Origin of the sequence: Bacillus sp. FSL P4-0248 (assembly GCF_038593305.1) — a bacterium.
Taxonomy (GTDB): Bacteria; Bacillota; Bacilli; order Bacillales; family Bacillaceae; genus Bacillus; species Bacillus safensis.
The window spans coordinates 691,635-712,879 of sequence record NZ_CP151983.1 but is presented as its reverse complement, the minus strand read 5'-3'; the positions used below and the strand labels follow the sequence as shown (position 1 = coordinate 712,879).

At 42.0% G+C, this 21,245-nt stretch carries 21 protein-coding genes; 9 read left to right on the top strand and 12 right to left on the bottom strand.

Translation table 11 applies throughout. From position 1 onward, the window contains the following. The first annotated feature begins 212 nt into the window (after window positions 1–212). Complete coding sequence (locus tag NST65_RS03525; protein ID WP_065215105.1) at window positions 213–2,252, top strand: penicillin-binding transpeptidase domain-containing protein; 2,040 nt, start codon at window positions 213–215, stop codon at window positions 2,250–2,252. Between the two features lie 147 nt (window positions 2,253–2,399). Beyond that, the gene (locus NST65_RS03520) at window positions 2,400–3,638 is read left to right on the top strand and encodes an MFS transporter (protein WP_034282755.1); all 1,239 of its coding nucleotides are present in this window, start codon (window positions 2,400–2,402) and stop codon (window positions 3,636–3,638) included. Window positions 3,639–3,839: 201 nt separating this feature from the next. On the opposite strand, the gene NST65_RS03515 is transcribed toward NST65_RS03520, so the two are convergent. From NST65_RS03515 to rfbF, 5 genes are read right to left on the bottom strand one after another with little or no spacing between them, the layout of a single operon-like run. Next, window positions 3,840–4,769 carry a putative nucleotide-diphospho-sugar transferase gene (locus NST65_RS03515; protein WP_065215104.1) on the bottom strand — a complete coding sequence of 310 codons (930 nt, stop codon included), beginning with the start codon at window positions 4,767–4,769 and terminating at the stop codon, window positions 3,840–3,842. Continuing rightward, entirely contained in the window at window positions 4,770–5,960 is a 1,191-nt protein-coding gene (locus NST65_RS03510) for a glycosyltransferase family 2 protein (RefSeq protein WP_041116131.1), read from the bottom strand. It abuts the gene before it with no gap. Further along, entirely contained in the window at window positions 5,957–6,868 is a 912-nt protein-coding gene (locus tag NST65_RS03505; protein WP_024426658.1) for a putative nucleotide-diphospho-sugar transferase, read from the bottom strand. The genes NST65_RS03510 and NST65_RS03505 overlap by 4 nt, the downstream gene beginning before the upstream one ends. A 12-nt stretch (window positions 6,869–6,880) precedes the next feature. Further along, window positions 6,881–7,852, bottom strand: a complete 972-nt coding sequence (locus tag NST65_RS03500) for a GDP-mannose 4,6-dehydratase (RefSeq protein ID WP_041116129.1) — start codon at window positions 7,850–7,852, stop codon at window positions 6,881–6,883. A 4-nt stretch (window positions 7,853–7,856) separates the two neighbouring features. Next, window positions 7,857–8,621, bottom strand: coding sequence for a glucose-1-phosphate cytidylyltransferase (gene rfbF, locus NST65_RS03495; protein WP_034282763.1), 765 nt, complete (start codon window positions 8,619–8,621; stop codon window positions 7,857–7,859). Between the two features lie 354 nt (window positions 8,622–8,975). Between rfbF and NST65_RS03490 the strand changes: the two genes are divergently transcribed. Beyond that, window positions 8,976–9,125, top strand: coding sequence for a DUF1540 domain-containing protein (locus tag NST65_RS03490; protein WP_072367870.1), 150 nt, complete (start codon window positions 8,976–8,978; stop codon window positions 9,123–9,125). A 200-nt stretch (window positions 9,126–9,325) separates the two neighbouring features. Continuing rightward, the gene (locus NST65_RS03485) at window positions 9,326–10,405 is read left to right on the top strand and encodes a DUF3900 domain-containing protein (protein ID WP_034282768.1); all 1,080 of its coding nucleotides are present in this window, start codon (window positions 9,326–9,328) and stop codon (window positions 10,403–10,405) included. Between the two features lie 63 nt (window positions 10,406–10,468). On the opposite strand, the gene NST65_RS03480 is transcribed toward NST65_RS03485, so the two are convergent. Continuing rightward, complete coding sequence (locus NST65_RS03480; RefSeq protein ID WP_342489309.1) at window positions 10,469–11,671, bottom strand: MFS transporter; 1,203 nt, start codon at window positions 11,669–11,671, stop codon at window positions 10,469–10,471. A 102-nt stretch (window positions 11,672–11,773) separates the two neighbouring features. On the opposite strand from NST65_RS03480, the gene NST65_RS03475 reads away from it, so the two are divergent. Continuing rightward, the gene (locus tag NST65_RS03475) at window positions 11,774–12,682 is read left to right on the top strand and encodes a LysR family transcriptional regulator (protein ID WP_065215101.1); all 909 of its coding nucleotides are present in this window, start codon (window positions 11,774–11,776) and stop codon (window positions 12,680–12,682) included. Between the two features lie 34 nt (window positions 12,683–12,716). Here NST65_RS03475 and NST65_RS03470 read toward each other — a convergent pair whose 3' ends face one another. After that, window positions 12,717–13,196, bottom strand: coding sequence for a YbaK/EbsC family protein (locus NST65_RS03470; RefSeq protein WP_034282772.1), 480 nt, complete (start codon window positions 13,194–13,196; stop codon window positions 12,717–12,719). A gap of 145 nt (window positions 13,197–13,341) precedes the next feature. Between NST65_RS03470 and NST65_RS03465 the strand changes: the two genes are divergently transcribed. Continuing rightward, window positions 13,342–14,541 (top strand): MFS transporter, encoded by a 1,200-nt coding sequence (locus tag NST65_RS03465; protein WP_046314073.1) that lies wholly within the window; start codon window positions 13,342–13,344, stop codon window positions 14,539–14,541. Between the two features lie 17 nt (window positions 14,542–14,558). Here the strand turns inward: NST65_RS03465 and NST65_RS03460 are convergent, their stop codons facing one another. Next, window positions 14,559–15,290: a MurR/RpiR family transcriptional regulator gene (locus tag NST65_RS03460; protein ID WP_034282778.1), complete on the bottom strand. Its 732-nt coding sequence runs from the start codon at window positions 15,288–15,290 to the stop codon at window positions 14,559–14,561. Between the two features lie 197 nt (window positions 15,291–15,487). Between NST65_RS03460 and NST65_RS03455 the strand changes: the two genes are divergently transcribed. Further along, window positions 15,488–16,816: a 6-phospho-beta-glucosidase gene (locus NST65_RS03455; protein WP_024424565.1), complete on the top strand. Its 1,329-nt coding sequence runs from the start codon at window positions 15,488–15,490 to the stop codon at window positions 16,814–16,816. Between the two features lie 34 nt (window positions 16,817–16,850). On the opposite strand, the gene NST65_RS03450 is transcribed toward NST65_RS03455, so the two are convergent. Continuing rightward, window positions 16,851–17,498, bottom strand: coding sequence for a DUF3885 domain-containing protein (locus tag NST65_RS03450; RefSeq protein ID WP_070326794.1), 648 nt, complete (start codon window positions 17,496–17,498; stop codon window positions 16,851–16,853). Window positions 17,499–17,611: 113 nt separating this feature from the next. Between NST65_RS03450 and NST65_RS03445 the strand changes: the two genes are divergently transcribed. Then, window positions 17,612–17,818 carry a hypothetical protein gene (locus NST65_RS03445; protein ID WP_070326795.1) on the top strand — a complete coding sequence of 69 codons (207 nt, stop codon included), beginning with the start codon at window positions 17,612–17,614 and terminating at the stop codon, window positions 17,816–17,818. Window positions 17,819–17,828: 10 nt separating this feature from the next. Here NST65_RS03445 and NST65_RS03440 read toward each other — a convergent pair whose 3' ends face one another. Both NST65_RS03440 and NST65_RS03435 read right to left on the bottom strand, forming a co-directional pair. Continuing rightward, window positions 17,829–18,740, bottom strand: coding sequence for an NAD(P)/FAD-dependent oxidoreductase (locus tag NST65_RS03440; RefSeq protein WP_111927652.1), 912 nt, complete (start codon window positions 18,738–18,740; stop codon window positions 17,829–17,831). A gap of 64 nt (window positions 18,741–18,804) precedes the next feature. Continuing rightward, window positions 18,805–19,242: an Rrf2 family transcriptional regulator gene (locus NST65_RS03435; protein WP_034282786.1), complete on the bottom strand. Its 438-nt coding sequence runs from the start codon at window positions 19,240–19,242 to the stop codon at window positions 18,805–18,807. Window positions 19,243–19,426: 184 nt separating this feature from the next. Between NST65_RS03435 and NST65_RS03430 the strand changes: the two genes are divergently transcribed. Then, the gene (locus tag NST65_RS03430) at window positions 19,427–19,798 is read left to right on the top strand and encodes a hypothetical protein (RefSeq protein WP_046314086.1); all 372 of its coding nucleotides are present in this window, start codon (window positions 19,427–19,429) and stop codon (window positions 19,796–19,798) included. A 113-nt stretch (window positions 19,799–19,911) separates the two neighbouring features. Here NST65_RS03430 and NST65_RS03425 read toward each other — a convergent pair whose 3' ends face one another. Further along, on the bottom strand, window positions 19,912–21,237 hold the full coding sequence (locus NST65_RS03425; RefSeq protein WP_111927653.1) for a 6-phospho-alpha-glucosidase: 1,326 nt from the start codon (window positions 21,235–21,237) through the stop codon (window positions 19,912–19,914). Window positions 21,238–21,245: the final 8 nt, after the last annotated feature.

The window sequence follows — 21,245 nt, the reverse complement described above, 5'->3', positions numbered from 1 at the left end:
TGAGTAATACAGGGCTAGGTCTGTACCATAAATGATTTCACCTTTTTCTTCAATAGAGGACTTAGATATTATTAATAAAATTGGGTATCCTAAACGATAAATCACAGGTCGTTTTTCTTATCTATTTAGCTAGGTTTCTATGAGAAACTATACAAATCACGACCAATCACTGTAAAATATAGAGGATCTAATCAAAAATTGAGGTGTTTTCATTGTATACGGGTCAAAAAAAATCATTTTGGAAACAGAAAAAAGTCATCATCTCTCTTCTTAGCATCATCATCGTTGCTGCTGCTTTCTTTTTCTTAAAAGATACTCTTTTCTCAAAAGAAAAAGAGGCTTTAAAAGCCGCTCAAAGCTTTACGAAACATATGGAGAAGAAAGACTTTACGAAGCTGGCAGATGAGGTGACAAGTGCATCTTTGAAAGCCAATGACTTTTCAAAAAAACAACTAGCCGAAAAATACGACAATATTTTCAACGGCATTGGTGCTTATGATCTGAACATATCAAAGCTCAACGTTGAAAAACAGGACAAAGGAAATGGGTATCAATTTTCCTATGATGTAACGATGAAAACGTCTCTTGGCAAGCTGCATAAGCTGTCTTACAAGGGCATTCTCTCCGAAGAAGATGACAAGTGGAAAGTGGACTGGAAACCAAATCTCATCTTCCCGCAAATGGAGAAAGGAGATACCATCAAGGTCAAATCAGACCCTGCTGTCCGCGGAAACATTGTCGACCGAAAAGGACGTACTCTGGCAGAAACAACTGGTGGAAACGCCCTTGGCATCATCCCGGGCAAGCTCGGAACAGGAGAAGAAAAAGAACGCAATATCAAAAAAATCAGCAAGGCTTTTGATATAGAGGAAGAACTAATCAACAATCAGCTGAAACAAGCATGGGTCACAGACGACACGTTTGTCCCGCTCAAATCGATGTTAAAACAAAAGCCAATTCCAAAGGACGTCAATGGCGTTACCTATCAATCAAAGGAAATGCGCTACTATCCATATAACAAAGCCGCCGCTCATCTCACCGGATATGTAGGAAAAGCAAATGCGGATGATATCAAAAGAAATCCAGCATTAAAGGCGGATCAAATCATCGGCAAAACCGGCCTTGAATTCACATTTGACAAAAACTTACGCGGACAAGATGGCGGAAGCATTCTCATCGTCCATGATGAAACAGGCATTGAAGAAACATTGCAAAAATCAGCTCGAAAAGATGGAAAAACAGTGAAGCTGACGATTGATGCTTCTTTACAGAAAAAAGCCTATGATCAGCTGAAAGGTGAAAAAGGGGCCGTCACGATCATGAATCCATCATCAGGTGATCTATTAGCACTTGTCAGCACCCCTTCCTACGATGTCAATCTCATGACAAACGGGATTACACCTAAGCAATATCAGGCATACAGTGAAAATCCAGACCTTCCATTCCAAGCTCGATATGCGAGCCGGTATGCACCAGGGTCCACATTCAAAACCATTACAGCCGCCATTGGGCTGGAAACAGGTGTCACAAAGCCTGACAAAGTGCGCACCATTCACGGACTGAAATGGCAAAAGGATCAATCTTGGGGAAATTATCGCATCACCCGGGTTCACGATAAAGAAAAAGTAAATATGGTCGATGCCCTTGTGTACTCAGACAATATTTATTTTGGACAGGAAGCACTCGAAATAGGCAAAGACACCTACGAGAAAAAAGTGAAAACATTTGGATTTGGCGAAGACTTACACATGCCATTTACAATGAAGCCTGCACAAGTATCGAACGATGGCATTCAATCGGATATCTTACTGGCTGACTCGGCGTATGGGCAAGGCGAATTACTCATGTCACCGATTGAACAAGTACATGCCTATTCTCCATTTGCTACAGGAGGCAAGCTTGTCTATCCTCGAGTGATTCAAGATGAAAAAACAGCTTCACCAAAACAAATCATCAAAGAAGGCTCGGCAAACACAGTGAAAGATGCATTGACTAAGGTCGTGACCAGTCCAAACGGAACAGCCCACTCCTTACAAATCGAAGGAGCGGATATTGCCGCTAAAACGGGAACGGCAGAGTTAAAAAGCAAACAAGGTGCAACAGACGGCACCGAAAATGGATTTTTACTTGCGTTTAATCCTAAAAAAGAAGATTACGTCCTCGTCGGCATGATCGAAGGGGTAAAAAACCGCGGCGGCAGTGGGCTTGTCGTTCAAAAAATGAAGCCTGTGATTGCTTCTTTTTACAAATAACTCTTTAGAGACACAAGCTCAATCAAATGCTTGTGTCTCTTTTTTTCTAAATCATGACAATTTGCTATTGTTTTATAGTTCACCTTATGAATAAAATGAGAAGAATGCAAAAATCAGAAAACAGATAAATGAAGGGAGGAAGTCTCATTGGCCATTGCTGCTCGTACAAAGGATAAACCTCAACATTCTGTTACCGGCTCAACGGTTTATCCCATCTTATTGATTATTGGTATTTGTCATATGCTGAACGACACATTACAAGCTGTTATTCCTGCGATGTTCCCTATTTTGGAACGCTCAATGGGGCTGACCTTTACACAATTAGGGCTGATTGCCTTTACATTAAATATGGTCTCCTCCGTGATGCAGCCTGCTATTGGGTGGTACACAGATAAACGGCCGATGCCTTATGCACTTCCGATTGCTTTATTTTCAAGTGCTGTCGGTATATTCGGACTCGCGTTTGCTCCGTCCTTTGCCACCATTCTGCTTTGCGTTGTCTTTATCGGACTCGGCTCTGCGATCTTCCATCCAGAGGGCTCCCGTGTTGCCAACATGGCAGCTGGTCCAAGACGAGGTCTTGCCCAGTCCATCTATCAAGTAGGCGGGAATACAGGTCAAGCCTTTGCTCCGCTTATCGCTGCATTAATGCTCGTCCCGCTCGGTCAGACAGGCGTGGCTTGGTTTACGATTGTTGGAATGTTGGCGGTTGGTTTCCTTCTTTATATTTCAAGATGGTACGCAGGAAGGCTTCAAACCATTCGGGCCCAAGCGAAAAAAACACCTACAAAAGCGGCTAGATCTGATATTCATCGTAAATCAGCACTCATTGCACTTGGCATTATCGTCTTTCTCATCTTCGCCCGCTCTTGGTATGGAAATGCCATTTCGAATTTCTATGCATTTTATGCGATTGAACAATACGGTTTGACGATTAAAGAATCACAGACTTATATCTTCTTATTTCTCATTCTAGGTGCAATTGGGACATTTTTAGGCGGTCCGCTTGCAGACCGCTTTGGCAAGAAAAACGTGATTTTAGTTTCCTTATTGGCATCCTTCCCGCTTGCCCTGCTGCTGCCATTTGCCGGACCCGTTTTTGCTTATGTTTTACTCGGGCTGATTGGGCTCATTTTGACATCAAGCTTCTCTGTTACCGTGGTTTATGCCCAAGAACTATTTCCCGGGAAAATTGGCACAATGTCTGGTTTAACTGTTGGGCTTGCGTTTGGTATGGGTGCAATCGGATCGGTTGCCCTCGGCTCATTCATTGATGCCTTCGGCTTAACGCCTACCATGATCGGTGTTGCCTTTTTACCGATATTAGGCATCCTAGCCTTCCTACTTCCTAGCGACCAAACCATTTCTAAATGGAATGAATCATAAAAAGAAAACCGCTCAATCAATGAGCGGTTTTTTTCGATTGTTGACAAAGTGCTAAAATGATGTGTATTTTAGCACTTTGTCTTCTTTTCAGCGTGATAGAAAACCTTTGCAGTCTAGGAAGGGCGAGCACCGGAGCGCAGACCTGACAAAGAATGCGAGGGTTTGTCTACACGCTGAAACCGCTCATAAATGAGCGGTTTTTCATCTCTCATAAAAATGCGTGTCAGGCACATGCTTCTTCGCAATAAATCCTTGCTTAAATTCTGGAAATACCTTTTGCACCTGCTTAATCTTTTGATGAACCAAGTCGGCATACGGAATATACAAATGATCCACAAGCTTCTGTTCTTTCATATAGTAATACCAATTAAGGTTAAAGGTATTCTCGTCAATGATCGTAAAGGCAGAAAAATGATAGAACAAGAGTGGACATTCGTCGAGATACATATCTCCTTTTACAACTGAAAGCTTGTAGTTTTCAATGTTCCAAATCGCCGCATTGGCTCCTTTAGATGCAACGATATGAACCCCTTCAAAATCATCAACCCATCTTTCCACATACCGCTGATCTCCGTACGTCTTTTTTTCTGTATCCATTTCTACTGTACAATGGGCAAGACAATTTTCTTTCCATTGCGTGACTGCCTGTATGGCAACATCTGTGTTACGACAGCCTACAAACCCTGTATTAAAGCGGCCAGACAACTCATAAAAATGATAGAACCGCTTGGAATTCATATGATCCGTCAAAAATAAATGAGCGCTTGGATTCTCTGCAAAAATCGCCTCCGGATCATGATAAAAATACAAATCCGTATCCAGATGGGCAAGATAATCCGCATCTGAGGACTCAAGAATTTTGAGCAGAAAAGCAGGCTTTAACGTCCAGCAATACTCATGAAACGTTCGATCTTCTTTTGCCTTTCGCAGCGTATCATCTTCAATGTCCTCAAGCTGTTCATATTGAACATGCGGGTGAGGGAACTCCTTTAATACATTAAAAGCCAAAGGGTCTGCACATAAAACGGACAGCTTAAAGGCATGAGCGTTTTGTTCAAGCGAATGAATCAGCGCCAAAAGCTTAAAAACATGGGTATTCGACACAATGGTTGTAAAGTGATAAGACGCCATTTACAACACATCCACTTGGAACAAATCAACGCGCAACAGCTCTTTCGTCAGCCCTTGAATGGCTTCTACAAGCACCATGCAGCCATACTCCTCACGTGCAAGCTGCGCCGCTTCTGCCAGCTTTTTCAAAGGAACATGCTTGGCTGTCAGCATATCTTTTTTATCCCGCTTGATGCCTACATTCCGCTCTGTGATCAAATGAAGCAGCTCTAAAAAATAGGATAACAGGTCATCAAATGCTGGATTCTCACGCAGCTGCCGAACTTCTTTCACAATATCATTTGTCACAGTGTGAGAAAACGGACCAGAGAAAGCCAAATGGACATCAATGGAATCAATATTGTTATACTTCTCACACATATACAAAATGTTGTATTTGATGTCATCAAATGACGTTAAATTACTTGGATGCTCTTGATGCACACTCATAATATCCTCTCGCAATTCAAAGGAGAGACCAAGCTGATTCAGTCGAATTCCTAAATCATAGTCCTCAAATCCGTACCGAACGATATTTTCATCAAACATCCCTAGTGCCATGACATGCTTACGTTTAACAGAGGAGTTATTTGTAATAAAAAAGCGCCATGGCAGCTCATAAGAACCTAAATCATAGTGGTACGTTTCCAAAATATCTTTCAGAATATCAATAAACTCAGACTGCAAATCGAAGCTTTTCTCTAGAAATGCACCATTTTCGACTTCTTCCAATGATAAAAGAGGCGTTTTGTCCTCCATTTTCCGTTTATACAGTCCTTGCTTTTTCAACCGCTTCATATGATCCTTATCAAAAGCTGTGTAAAAATAGCGATAAATCCGCTTCCAGCACACACCGCAAATGACAAGATTCTCCCTGTCAGCATGAGCCTCTGCATGTTTTTGAATAAATCTCGGTTCTGCCAGCATATCACTGTCATGAAAAATGAGCAGATCCCCCTCCGCCTCGCGAATGGCATGATTACGTCCCTTTGCAATCCCTTGATTGACAGGAATGCGCACTTTTTTAAACGGGAAGTTCACCTCAATATTCTCAAGCATTTCCATCGTGCCATCCGTTGAGCCATTATCAGCAACAATGACTTCAAATGGAATATCTGTTTCCTGAAGCGTTAAAGAAAAAAGGCTTCCCTCTAAACGCTCTTTGGCATTATAGCTTGGAATAATGACGCTTACCTTTGGCTTTTCATTCATGCGTCATCCTCCTCCCGTTTGGCATAGCCGTTAAACAGCGGATCGACCTGCTCCACAGATTCAATCACGTGGCGAAGCACTTGCCGATAGGCTTCTTGAAAAAACGGCAGGTCATTTCGTCCTTTTTCATGAATTTGCTGCATCTCATCCTTGCTCACAATCCGAAAGCCGCTGTAATGATAGCAAATGAGCGGGTGCCCATCCTCCAGAAGAATACGTCCATTCTCCTCCCGATAAGAATGCTGCCCATAGTTCCAATGACCAATATTCACGCCTTTTGTCTCAATATCTTCTACTTTGTCAAACAGTCTCGGCATATGATCTAGATATCCTTGATCGCCAAACTTGCCTTCTCCCGGTGCATTTTTACATTCTTTTAAGCATTCTTCTTTCCACCAGCTGAGGCATTTTCGTCCGGCTTCATCTCCTTTAAAATGCAGAAAGCCTGAGTTATAGCGTCCTAAAAGCTTCTGAAGCATCTTCACTTCCTCTGCATCAAAGCTTGGAATGACAATATCCCCTCTCGAAATTAAAACAGAAGCATTCGGCTGATGTTGAAAAATCACCTGAGGGCTCTCATAAAAGAACAAATCCGCATCAAGATAGGTCACACTCTCTGCCTGCTCCTGTTCAAATAACCACTCAATCCAAATCGGCTTTAAGGTCCAGCAATATTCCGATGCATCCCGTTCCTCTTTTTTCTCCAGCAGCTCTGGTGTTTCGAGCTCCCGTACATGAACAAGATCCACATGCGGAAAATTCATTTGATGAAGCAAATCAAATGCAGCATCATCCATACATAACGTCTTGATGACAGCATCATCTTCTACTTGCTTCAACGATAAGAAAAACGCAATGGCTTGATAAAGTCTTCCACTTGAAAGAACCGTACAATATATGCTGTTCATCTATTTACACCTCTATTTTTGAAAGAATTCGCGGTACCATTCAATCGTCTTCTCTAAGCCTTCATCAATGGAGTAATCAGGCTTCCAATCAAGCAGCTTTCTCGCTTTCTCTGCTGACAAATATTGATGCTTAATTTCATGTGTTCCTTGATTCAAAATACGAGGCTTCAGTTCACTTCCCATTGCCTTTAAAATCTTATCCACAAGCTCTAGCACTGTCAGTTGAATTTCGTTACTAAAGTTAAAGGCTTCTCCCACCAGCCCTTTTTCCTCCATCTTCTCAGCTAGCAGCAAATAAGCCTTCACTGCATCTTCAATGTAGAAATAATCACGAATAAATGTCCCGTCACTTCTAATTTCCGGCGCCTTTCCTTCTAACACAAGCTGAATGGTTTGCGGAATGATTCTGTTGAAATTCAAATCCCCGCCTCCATATAAATTACCGCAGCGTGTAATACAAACTGGAAGACCGTATGTGTTGTAGTACGTATGAGAAATGAGATCTGCACAGCTCTTTGAGACATCATACGGATGTTTCCCGTTTAACGGCATGTCTTCATCATATGGAAGCTGCTCTTGATCACCGTAGGCTTTGTCACTTGATGCCACGATCACTCGTTTGATGAGCGGCTGTCTTCTGCAAGCCTCCAGCACATTCCATGTCCCTAAGATATTCGCTTCAAATGTAGAAACAGGATGTCTATTCGCGACCCCAACAATGGCTTGGGCAGCCAAATGGAAGACGGTGTCAATTTCATATTCTCCTAACGCACGTTCAATCGTCTGCATATCCTCTAATGCGCCTTGCACCACATTCATTTTTTCAAATTGACTGCCTTGATATAAATTCGACCTAGGCACCTGATCACGCACAAGTCCAGTCACGTTTGCCCCTTGATCAATCAATTCCTTAACGAGATAGCTCCCTAACAGCCCTGTACATCCAGTTACAAATACGTTCTTTCCATTCCAAAATCCGCTCATGCTGTCACCAAACCTTCCATGGTTGTTTTCCATCTGTCCACATGTCGTTGATTTCCTTCAGGTTTTTATACGTATCAATTGCTGTCCAAAATCCGTGATGCTCATAAACGGCAAGCTCTCCATCATCCGCCAGGTTTTGAAGAGGCTCTGCTTCAAACACGCATTGATCATCGTCTGTCAAATAATCAAATACCTTTGAAGACAACACAAAAAATCCTCCATTGATCATCCCGATACTGTCTGTCTTCTCAGAGAAGGATTGTGCCATCCCGTTATACACCTTCAGTGTCCCGTACTGGGACTTCTTTTCAATGCCTGTGACAGTCGCAGCTGCTCCAAGATCCTGATGACGTTTCAGCAAATGAAACATATTGATATTAGCCAGTCCATCACCATACGTCATCATAAAGGTCTCATCACCAATGTAATCCTGTGCCTGCTTTAAACGTCCGCCTGTCATCGTATTTTCACCTGTATCTAAAAAGGTGATTTTCCAGTTTTCCGATTTACCTAAAAGCTTCATTTCTCCTGTCGCCATATCGAGCTGCATGCTGTGATGCTGCCAGTCGTAGTTCAGAAAGTACTCTTTGATCTTCTCTCCTTTATATCCAAGCAATAGGATAAATTCGTCTACACCGTAATACTGATAGATTTTCATAATATGCCATAGAATAGGCCGGTCTCCGATCATAGCAAGTGGTTTAGGAAGCGCTTGTGTGACCTCACTCATTCTCGTTCCCTTTCCTCCGCAGAGAATGACTGCTTTCATCTTCTCCCCTCATCTCTCTATGAAGATTTTTGATTAAAACCCTATCTTTATGCGGAAAATCAGTACATGTACCCTCATACTTTGTCCGACATCAGGTTTTGAATCTACTCTATTCATATGTCGAAATGAGAGAGTGTGCCACCTAGCATTTAACTATTTTTACAAATAAAAAAAGAGCGAGATTCATATTCTCGCTCTTCCAAAGTTTAAATTGTATATTTTCAGGGTAGATGGTATGATAAACATGTGCATAATCAGCACAAACAGCCTCTTTCTACAAAGAGACTACTAGATTGAATGAATTCAAGTGGCAGCTTGCTTCATTCTCAATATGAATCACGGAGGTGAATTCCCATGGCACAAAACGTTCTTTGTGAAGTGAACTCTTGCCGTTTTTGGGCTGAAAACAGCTGTACCGCTTCTACCATTAAAATTGGTAAAAACACGATGACTGAAGTGACTCGTAATACTGAAACTGATTGCGAAACATTTGAAACAAAATAATCTATTTTTCTCTGAGATGAAGGAACTGGCAGGTTCCTTCTTTTCTTTTATCATTCTATCAAGAATGATAATTATTATCAAGTGTTTTTCAATAAACATTTCTCGGGAAATAATGACACGATATTTCTCCATTCGTTGACGATTTTCACTCCTTTTTCTATACTCAACATATCCGAAGAAGAAAAAGTGGTGACCAATCAATGGATTTTACGATACGTTTTCTATCATTCTTTGTCGTGGAAATCGAAGGCAAAGATGAACAAGCAAATAAACGGTTTAAACATTATCAAACACTAGATCAAGAAGAATTTGAACAAAGTGAGCTGAAGGACTTTTTAGACGGTGAGTTGAAAAAAATCGTCAAACGAAAAGTGGACAGGCACCCTAAATCTGAACAAGTACCGACCAAAATTGGCCGATTTATTGTAGAACCCGGTCATGAGCTCGATTCAAATCCCAACTACAACCTATTTCATCAAACGAGATTTGCAGATACAAAAGAATTGTTTAATGAATGCAGTGAACAGTTTGTTCGCACATATTTAGATACAAGTGCTGTCAGAGGCGGCGTTTTTTTAGTTGCTTCTGCTGTTCCAAAAAAGTATTTCGATGATTCCTTTGTCTTTATTATGAAATGCGATTTCGAACAGAAAGTGGCTTCTATCGCTGATACATCTACCTTGATTAGAAAAGTCGAAATGGCCATTACGACAAAAAACATGAAATCAATTCAATACCCGTTTATGCCAGAAGAGGGCATGACTGAGGAAGCTGAAGTGAAAATTCATCAATCTTCACACGCTCGTTATTTTGAGGACTTTTTGAAATTCGTCGAATACGGTGAATCCATGCCTGAAATCATGAAATCACAGGTCATGAATATGGTACAGGAACAGGTTTTTGAAACATTACAGGATGAAAGTGAAGAATTAAAGCAGTTTGAAGAGGATCTTGAAATATGGGAAGCGAGTGAAAAGCGAGAAATTAGAGAAACACTCGATACAGAACAGGTCACACAAGCGGCCTCCCATATTGTTGAACAAACCCCTGATATCACAATGAAAATGCGTCTAGGCGAAACGGAAATCAAAGGTCTTCTAGCAGACTTCGGCCAATCAATCCATATTGCAAAGCTCAACAATCGATATGTCGTGCTCGTTGAAGCAGATCAAATCGTCTTCGAAAAGGGAAGCACACCTGTTGAGTTTCATAAACCAAATGGGTTAAAAGAGGTGGTCAGCCAGCTGACGCAAAAAGCCTATGATTCAGATCTAGAATAAAAAAAACATGACTGCCTCTTGCATTCAGCGCATGAGGCATTTTTTTGTATAACGCTTGATTTATTACGCTGGATCAGAAGAAACATGCAGCTCCCTGCCTCTTGCCCACATGCTGACAAGCAATAAGCTTATGATGAGCATCAGCCAAAAGACGCTGCTTGATCCAAAAAACTGAATCATCGTATACCCGCACAAGGGTCCTAAAGCCGCTCCCATATCTTGAACAAAGGAATAGCTTGCGAGGAAGCGGTTTTTATCTGTTTGAGCAGACGCTTTTTGAAAAGCAAGCGTGTCCGTTAATGTCGTTAAGATTGTTGAGAGCAGCTGGATCAAAAGCAGCATCACAAGAAACCAGCCGCTTACCTTCAGCATGACCGCCAGAAAACTGAGACCTCCAAATGAAAGAAACATCCAGCAAAGCGTTCGTTCCTTCATCACAAGCCCATCAAACCATCTGCCCGTTTTCGGTGCTACAAATGGTTCCCACCCCCATCTGAGCGCTTGAATGATTCCACTTAAAGCCGAAGCTCCGATAACAAAGCCGAACAGAGCAAATTCACCATGACCGATCCTTGCTTCAATGACATGACTGAGTGTTGATGCGAATAACCCTTGTATCACAAGTGCGATCAGCATACCTGTCATTAATACTTTTACAACATCCCGTGTAAGCCACCTCTGTTTGATGACTTGATACACCTGCCTCTCTTCTCCCTTTTCAATCTCATCCAAAGAGACATAAAAAATGACCCCTAGTAATGTGAGTAAACCAAAAACTAACGTCATGGACTGGAAGCCCATCAGGCTGGCGAATATTCCGCCAAATAACATGCCGAATAAACTGCCAAGCCGGTAAAGCCCATTATAAATGCCCGTATAATGCCCTTGAGAGCTTTCCTCCATCTCAGCAATTAATCTCATTCCACTCATACGCAATAACGTCCATGCCAGCCCCCAAGCGCAGCGGCAAATCAGCAGCAGCCAAAAACCACTCACACCATATAGCATCGTGGTCACTGAAGCAATCAAAATAGCGATCAATACACCAGTCTTCATTGGGACAAACCGATAGAGCCACCAAACGACAGGCGTTAGCGGGATGCGGATGAATCGGTTAATGGACAGCAGCAGCCCGACCTCCCAAATAGACGATAAACCAATCTCTTTCCAATAAATCGGAAGAACAATATAAAGCATTGAATCCCCAATCAGTGCAAATGCTGTGATAAGCGATATTGACACCACTTGCTTTCGACGATGATCCATTTCTCTTCCCCCTTCGCTATCTTTACAATAAGGGATGCCTTATAATAAATCTAATGAATGTTTTTGATTAAACCATCAAAATAATTGATAGGTGGTGTAAAGTTGAATTTACATGCCCTTCGGATTTTTGCAAAGGTCGCAGAGACAAAAAGCGTTACACAAACAGCAGACGTACTGTCATTGACACAGCCTGCTGTGACGGCTCAGCTTAGAAGCATTGAAAGTGAGATCGGTTTCCGTCTTTTTAAACGAAATGGCAGAGGCATTACACTTACGGAAATGGGGAAAATTCTATACCCTTATGCCCGGCAAGTGTTCGAGGCTGAAAAAGAAGTAGAATATCAGATCACACTTTTAAAAAACGGAAAAAAGGGGCGGCTCCGCATCGCTTCTACCTATGTACCACTTAACTTTTTACTGCCAGATTGGCTTGCTGCCTTTAAAACATCTTCACCACAGACAGAAATTGAATTAAAAAGCGGAAACTCCGCTCAAGTTTTAGAGAGCCTGCTTCAATATGAATCAGATGTGGCCATCGCTGTGATCGAGGATCTGCACCATGAGGAGATTCTCACCTCTCATTTAACGAATTTAAGCTATGATTTTATTGTGCCGGCAGACCATCCGTTGAACGGAAAAACTGTCCCGCTAGAGCGCCTGAGTCAGGAGCCTTTTTTGATGCGTGAAGAAGGCAGTTCCACAAGAGATAAACTCTTTTCTCTTTTTACCTCGAAAGGGATCAAAAAACCAACCGTTGATTTACAATTCAGCGGTGTTCATGAAGCGATTCAAATGATCAAAGCTGGATATGGCATCACACTTGTTCCCCGTGATGCGGTTCATGGCAGTCTCAAGCGGCAAGAAATTGGGCGCGTGTACATTGAAGGCATTGAGATCGTCAGACCGGTTGTTGTGTGCAAACGGGCGAATGATCTTGAAGAAAATAGAACCGTGGATGCCTTCCTGCAAATGAAAGGTATCGGTCCATTTACTACGCCTGCTGCCAATTAAAAAAGTGCCTGCTTCTGAAACAGGCACTTTTTTTCTATTCGGCTGGCTGCACGATGTCAAACGGTACAGCTTTTGAGGCTTTCACTAATTGTTCTGGGGTGATGAGGATTTCATTTCCCCATTCGCCTGCCCCAACACCTAATATCTCCTCTTCTAATAACGAAGCCTCAATAATGGTGCGGAATCCTTCTGGCTGCCAGCAAAACGGCGGAATCGAGCCAATTCGATAGCCCGTCACTTCAAGAACCTTCTCCGGTGAAGCCATTTTAATATTACGGGAGCCGGCGGCTTTCTTTAGTTTCCCTGACTTAATATGCTGGTCAGCACCAACCATCACAAGCAGCTGCTCTCCTTCTCCTGTTTCAAAAATCAATGTTTTAATCATTTGTCTTTCACGAAAACCAAGAGCTGCCGCTACATTTGCTGCTCCCTTCTCTGTTTCGGCAGAAAATGTTTTGATCTCATATGGGATCTCGTGTTTGTCCAAAAAGTCATGAGCCGGTAATTTTTTCAATCGATTGAACCCCTTTCCTTACAATGTCCTTCATTTAGCTTATCACAATCTTCTCATCCTTAAGATGTATTTTTCAATGGAAAGCCTATGGACCCTTCATCACCATGCTATACTAAACTTGTTTTTGAAAAGGAGCCGGTTTGATATGGGAAACAAGTTTTGGTGTTATACAAGCAGTAAAAGCCTTCTCATGCTGAGTGATATTTTATTTGTGATGACGATCACGTTTGTCATTTATCAAGATACACAATCTGTTGCCTATGCGGCTGTATTTCCGCTGATTAGAACAATATGCCAGCTATTGGCTGGGCTCTTCTCTCCTGTTTTAACCGATTACTTTCAAGCTGGCCGCCTATTAAAATGGGTCCCGCTTTTACGTCTTGGGATGCTCATCGTGTTTACAGCCCAATTTCATTTGTTTCAGCAGCACATGGTCTGGTTGTTTAGTGCGCTTATTTTGATTTCCCTCACAGGCGGGTTCATCAGTCCTTTAATGCAGGCCATCATGCCGATGCTTGTGAAAGCAAATCAGCTTGTGAAAGCAAACAGTACAGCCTCCATTTTACATCAAATGATTCAAATCGCCGGCTATTCGTTCACTGGAATGCTCGTCCTATGGATCGGGCCATTTTATTTAATGTGGATCACTTGTGTCATGATTGTGTTGTCTTATCTATTATTCATCCCTGTCTTTCCTCTTCTCAAGCAAGAAGAGACGGTTCGAAAGGCAAATAAGATGAACAGCTTCAAAGATGGATGGACGATCATTTGGAGAAATAAAACGGTGCGCACCCTGACATTTATGGATGTTTGTGAAAATATTGCGGGTGCTGTGTGGATCGGAGCAATTACGCTTGCTTTTGTCACCCATGATTTAAAGCAAGGTGAGGAATGGTGGGGATTTATCAATGCCGCTTATTATACAGGTGCCATCATAGGCGGGCTCTTAGCTGCATGGATGAGTCAGTTTATCCAAAAACAGCTTCTCCTCTTTATGGCAGCTGGTTCATTCATTTATGCAGTGCTGACCATTGTCTATTCACTGAACAGCCTCCCGTGGCTTGCTTTGCTGCTTTGTATTTTGATGGGGCCTGCTTATCAAATCCGAGATGTTTCGCAGCAAACCATTCTTCAAACGGAAACGCCAGTACGTGATTTATCAAAGGTGTATTCGGCTCACTACGTCCTTTCTTCAGTATCGGTCGGTTTGTCTATTTTCTTTGTTGGATTGATTGCAGATGTATACGGGGCGAGGTCTGTGTATTTGCTAGGCGGTCTGTTTGTGCTCGTCTGTTCCGGCATTGCCATCCTTGCTTTTATGAAGCAGAAAAAAGAGAGCAGCTGATGTATGCAGCGGCTCTTTTACTTTTCTTTTAACATCGCAAACATGTCACGGGCCATGGCTTCTAAAATATACACAACTGGCGTCTGTGTGGTGATATTGGCTCTGTGGACCCGTTCATCTGTGACGTAGTAGGCAATATTTAAATCTGAAATGCGCGAAATCGTGCAGTGCTGGTTATTCGTAATACTAATGATTGTGCTGCCTTCTCTTTTTAACTTCGAAATATGATCAATCGTAATACTGTTCTCCCCTGATACAGACAGCACAATGGTGACACTATTGTCTAAATACTGCATATTCATCGGGAAAAACGGATCGTTGATGTAAAATGAAAATTTCTCAAGACTTGAAAAGTACCTCGCCCCATACTGCGCCAAAATGCCAGAACTGCCAGTCCCAATAAACAGCACATTTTTTGCCTCAGCAATGAGCTTCGCTGCCTCCTTAATTTTCCCCTCAAAGTCTCCCTTTAATGTTCGTTCAATAAATTCATATAGAAAGTGCTGTGTGCTTTTTAAAGAAGGTGTCTGCTCTGATTCTAAATACATTTTGAGCTTCACTTTAAACTCTGAAAAGCCATCACAATTTACTTTTCGGCAAAAGCGAAGGACAGACGAGGTGGAAATATGTGCAGCATCTGCAAGGTCTCGAATTCTCATGTACACGACCTTTTCACTGTTTTCCATGATATATCGGTATAAAGCGCTTTCTAGTTCATTAAAGCTGGAAATGACCTCACTTGAAAACATCTGACTTCCCCTTTCTCCAACAACATGTCACAATGTGTTTCTTTTATGTAACAAATCTCTAAATAGGGCACCCTTGCCTAAAGACGCTGAAGTCATTTACGCACGCGATGCTCTCACGATAAGCTATTGATGTACACAATAAAAAAGACTTTTCTCTATTATAACATTGCGCGTTACATTATTCGGAGGTGCAGAGCATGGCAAAAGGATTAAAGGTTGTCACAATTGGCGGAGGATCAAGCTATACACCAGAGCTTGTAGAAGGATTTATTAAACGATACGATGAATTTCCGATTAGCGAACTTTGGCTCGTTGATATTGAAGCGGGAAAAGAAAAGCTTGAGATCGTCGGAAATCTTGCAAAACGCATGGTCAAAAAAGCAGGGCTTCCAATCGAGGTTCATTTAACATTAGATCGCAGGAAAGCACTTGTAGATGCTGATTTTGTCACAACACAATTCCGTGTCGGACTTCTTGAAGCACGTATGAAGGATGAACGCATTCCTTTAAAATATGATGTCATTGGTCAAGAAACAAATGGTCCAGGAGGTCTATTCAAAGGACTTCGCACCATTCCTGTCATTCTTGATATTGTCAAAGATATTGAAGAGCTTTGCCCGAATGCATGGCTTGTGAATTTCACAAATCCAGCTGGTATGGTTACTGAAGCCGTTCTTCGTTATTCAAACCATCGCAAAGTCGTTGGTTTATGTAACGTGCCGATCGGCATTCGCATGGGAATCGCCAAAGGGCTTGGTGTCGACGCAAGCAGAGTCGAAGTCAGCTTTGCTGGATTAAACCATATGGTCTTTGGACTCAATGTATTCTTAGACGGCAAGAGCATCATGGATCAAGTCATCGAAGACATGGCTGATCCAAACTCCAGCATGTCGATGAACAACATTCAAGCGATTCCGTGGGATGCTGATTTCTTAAAAGGGCTTGGCGTCATTCCTTGTCCGTATCACCGCTACTACTACAAAACAAGTGATATGCTGGCTGAGGAAAAGAAAGCAGCAGCAAATGAAGGAACTCGTGCTGAGGTCGTTCGCGCATTAGAAAATGATTTGTTCGAGCTTTACAAAGACCCTGATCTCGACATCAAGCCGCCACAGCTTGAAAAACGAGGCGGTGCCTACTACAGTGATGCCGCTTGTAACTTAATTGCATCCATTTATAACGACAAGCATGACATTCAGCCTGTAAACACCATTAATAATGGGGCTATTAGTGACATTCCAAATGATTCTGCGGTTGAACTCAACTGTGTTATCACAAAAGACGGTCCTAAACCAATTGCTGTTGGTGAAATGCCAGTCGCTGTCAAAGGACTCATTTCTCAAATTAAATCCTTTGAACGCGTAGCTGCTGAAGCAGCCGTGACAGGCGATTACAACACAGCTCTTGTCGCAATGACCATCAACCCGCTTGTCCCATCAGATGCCATTGCAAAAAGCATCCTAGATGAAATGCTAGAAGCACACAAAGAATATTTGCCGCAGTTCTTCAATAAAGTAGAAGCATAAAAAGAAGCCGCACTTGTCGAAAGTGCGGTTTTTCTTATTTCGCTGCAAACACGCGGTCCATCTGAGGGCGATCATAGTCTAATAGCCAGTGCTGTAAGCCTTCATAGACTGGTCTTAAACGCTCTGGATCTGCCGCAATGAGATCACAGCCTCGATCATCATATAAGTGAAAAATCATTTTTTTCGAGAGATTCATTAGGTAAATTTCATAACCATGCTTCCCCTTCAAGATTTGATTCGGTGCATAGAAGTCTTCCTGGCAGATCGCATGGAGAAGCGGACGCAATCGAATGTCTTGCAGCTGGCATTTGAGTGTAAATCTCTCTATTGTCAGTGAATCTTCTATTTCTGGACGTACATAGGTCAAAAGCTCATGACGCAATCGGTAACGCATTTTCCGATTGACATATTTTTGATAAACCAAGAGCTGACGCTTCGTTAATTCATGTTCATGTTCTGTATACACATCCGTTACAAGCAGCATCTCGTCTTCTGGATCAAAAGCATATTTCACAATCTCTAAAGCACGATCCCCCGCTTTTTCTAATACAATCGATTCTTTTCCTAATGACCAATCTGCCAATTCAAACCGAAGCCCAATAGGCCACTCATAAAAAAGCGGCGGCGTGAGGATAAGATGAGGAAAATGACTTTTTAGAAACATATTTGTTTGATCACTCATTTGCTTTCCTTTCACTCGTTTTATTTTTCATTTTACCGTTGAAACATATAGGAAAACAATTGGAAATGAACTGTCATTTCTTATATGATAGAAAGAGATGGAGGTGTGGCCAATTGAAAACATCAAAATGGTTTTTACAAGTGTTCCTTACAGCACTGATCACCATGTGGATACAGGCTGGACTTGATCAAGCGAACATCATTCAGATCACCAATGTATGGGTCGATGTCAGCAGCTGGATCCTGATCTTCTTTGTCATCTATGCACTTTTTGAATGGACAGCTCACGTCTTAGCAAAACGAAAAACCGCTCTCCGCTGAACATCTCTTTTCATAGAGATGTTTTTTCTTGAAACTCTTCTTGCACAAGTTCATGAATGACGCCCATTCCTGCCTGGCTTCCAGCTGCTGCTGCGAGAACTAACTGAGCAGGACCGCCTAAATTATCACCACATGCAAAGACACCACTGACGGTTGTACGTCCAAGAATATCTGTTTCAATACCCGCATTCTTCGTCATTTGACAGCCAAGCTTTTCGGCAAATGGGGCTGACTGCTTGAATTCACTTGCGACAAAACCGCCTTCCCTATTCACTATCTCCCCATTCGCAAGCTGTAGAGAGCGCAGCTGCCCATTGTCATGATCAATCGACACAATTGGCACATCAATGACTTGAATAGAATGTGCCGTCAGAAGCGTCTTGTCTTCTTCAGCTAACATGTGCCCATTCGTAAACACGATCAAATCCTTTGTCCAATTGGAAAGAAGTTTAGCCATGTGCAAGGCTCGCTGATTCTCTGCAATGAGGGCAAGTGCTTTCTCCTTTAATTCCCATCCATCACAGAAAGGACAACTAAACAATGTTTTTCCGTACACATCATGAATTCCTTCGATCTCTGGCAGTATATCCTGCAATCCAGTTGCCAAAATGATTTTTTTCGCTTCGAATGCATCCCCCTCGTGTGTTAGTAACGTAAAGTTTTCCTCTTGCTTTTGTATATCAACAATTCTACATCGGTTGATTTGGATATGAGGGTATTTTTGAAGGTCTGCCTCTCCCGCTTGTCTGATTTCAAACGGTGTCATTCCATCATTTGTAATAAATCCATGTGATTCCTGCGTCACTCGATTTCTTGGCAGCTCATCATCAAATACAACGACCTGCTTTCTGCCTCTTCCTACAACAAGTGCTGCACTTAATCCGGCTGGCCCGCCTCCGATAATGGCACAATCTAATAACATATCAATCTCTCCCTTTTATCAAAGACTTTAAAGACTCTTAATATCTATAATCAGTTCAAAAAAATCACACGTTGAAAAATGGATTTTTTTCTGTTTGCTCAAGTTGGTTCGCAATATCAATTAACCGTTTTTGACTTAATGTCTCCTGCATTTTCGTTTCAACATCCTGCATAACTTGTTCAATCAAACAGCCATCATGAGGCATGAAGGAGTCATGCTCTAAAGAGCAGCGAAATAAATTCGTTTGCCCTTCTACAGCCTGAATGACATCTAAAAACGAAATGTCTTCCTTTCGTTTGATAAGGGTGTATCCTCCCTTTGCACCAGGTGTTGATTCAATCAGTCCCGCCTTCACAAGCTTTGTTAAAATTTTGGATAGATAGGTTGGTGAAAGGTCTTGCATCTTAGCAAGAGGCTCAACGCCAATCGCTTTACCCTTTGGCGCAAGAGTTAAAAACACCATCGTATGCAGCGCATAGTTGGTTGCTTTAGAATATTTCATGAGGAAACTCCTTTCTATCTATTATAGACCTTTTATATCTGTAATTGATCATAGATGATTCAAGAGAAAAAAGCAAGAGTTGTGAATCTGCTCCACTTTTCATTCCACATTTCACATTTCCTTCCGATAATAGAAGTAAGCACGAAATAAAGTTTTGATTGAGAACGAGAAGGAGTGAAGAAAAATGTCAGATCAGCAGCACAATGCAGCACACGAAGAAGAAGAGGAATTTAACGTATACGACATGCTTCCGCCGGCAGGTACAATCATCGGAGAAGCAACAGAAGAAGAAATGGAAGCCGCAGCAGCACTTGAAGTGAGACACGTCGCGTTCATGCGCCTTCAAGATATGTTCATTCAATTTGATGGCTCGTCTTACAAAGACTTATTAAAAGACTTCCAAGAATTCGAATTGGATTCCACAAAGTTCTGGAGAGCCATTGCTAGACGACTTCAAATCCCATACGAATGGCCAATCCGAATCGACCACGCAAACGGCCCTATTTATATTGGTGAAACAGAGGATAGCCGTGAGGTTGAGGAGAGCGCAGAGTAAGGAATGGCGGCCCCCTTTTGGTAAGGGGGCTTTTTGTCTCCATTACAAAACATCGGTTGAAAAAACAAATAAGCAATATGAGCGCTGTCACGCCCATATTGCTTATTCTCGTGTTATGTTAACTCTGGCCAAAATGCTTGATTTGCCACAATTAAGTCGTCTAAAATATCTTTTGCTACTTTAGCACTTGGCACCGTTTTCGATAATGTGATGGCCTGCCATAGTTTTTGATAGGACCCTTCTTCAAATGCTTCTACTACTAATTTTTCTACGCCCACTTGCTGCTCCATGAGACTTTTTTGGAATCTAGGAATCTCTCCAACTACTAATTTTTCTGGACCGCTGCTGCCAACGATACAAGGAATTTCGACCATGGCTGTTGGATCAAAGTTCCTAATGGCGCCATTGTTCTCTACGATCATCAGCATCCGTTCCTTTTTATTAAAAGCAATGGCTCGTGCCAAATCAACAATATAAGAAGCGTGCTCATCAATGGTCAGCTTTGTTTCCTTTGCAGTTCCTTTATCAATGATGGCCTGACATTCACTAAAAACAAAAGCTTCCCGCCCCTCCATCACTTCATTGGCACGCGTGAACTCAATATTTGAATGTGCCACTTCTTCATCTGGAAATAGATAGTATTTCAAATACGTATTCGGTACCGTTTTTGGATCAAGTGCTTGAATATCTTTGGCCTTTTTTAATGTGCTGTTCCAGCTCTTCTGCTGTTCTAGCTCAGATGTTCCATCTGTTGCATAACCATGCTGGCTTACATGCTTAATTACCTCAGGCATTAAGCTATTTCCAGCTTTATCTCGAATATCTGTCCACCAGCCAAAATGATTTAAACCATAGTAATCGACTTCTAGTTCTTTCCGCGAAGATAAGCCTAAATTTTTTGCAATTAATTCTTCGATACCAATTGGCATATCACATATGTTTAAAATCTTGGCATTCGGCCTTAGCTTACGTGTTGCCTCTGCTACTATCGCTGCAGGGTTCGAATAGTTTAACATCCAAGCTTCAGGTGAGTATTTTTCCATATAATCGACAAGTTCTAATACACCTGGAATGGACCGCATTCCGTAAGCTATTCCGCCTGGGCCGCATGTTTCCTGTCCGACGACTCCATGCTTCAATGGAATTTTCTCATCTAATTCACGCATTGCATATTTGCCGACACGAATATGTGCCATCACAAAATCGACTTGAGTAAAGGCTTCTTCTGGGTCCGTGCTTGCCAGTAATCGTACTTCTGCTGCTCGTTCTTTTAACATAATCTCACATGCATCTGCAATCGTCTTTTGTCTAGCTTCATCATTATCATAGAGTTTAATTGTATGAATTGGGAACTCCTCTAGATAGTCTAACAGCATCAAAATGATTCCCGGTGTAAATGTACTTCCGCCTCCAGCGATGGTAATATTAAATTTTTTCATCATATCCA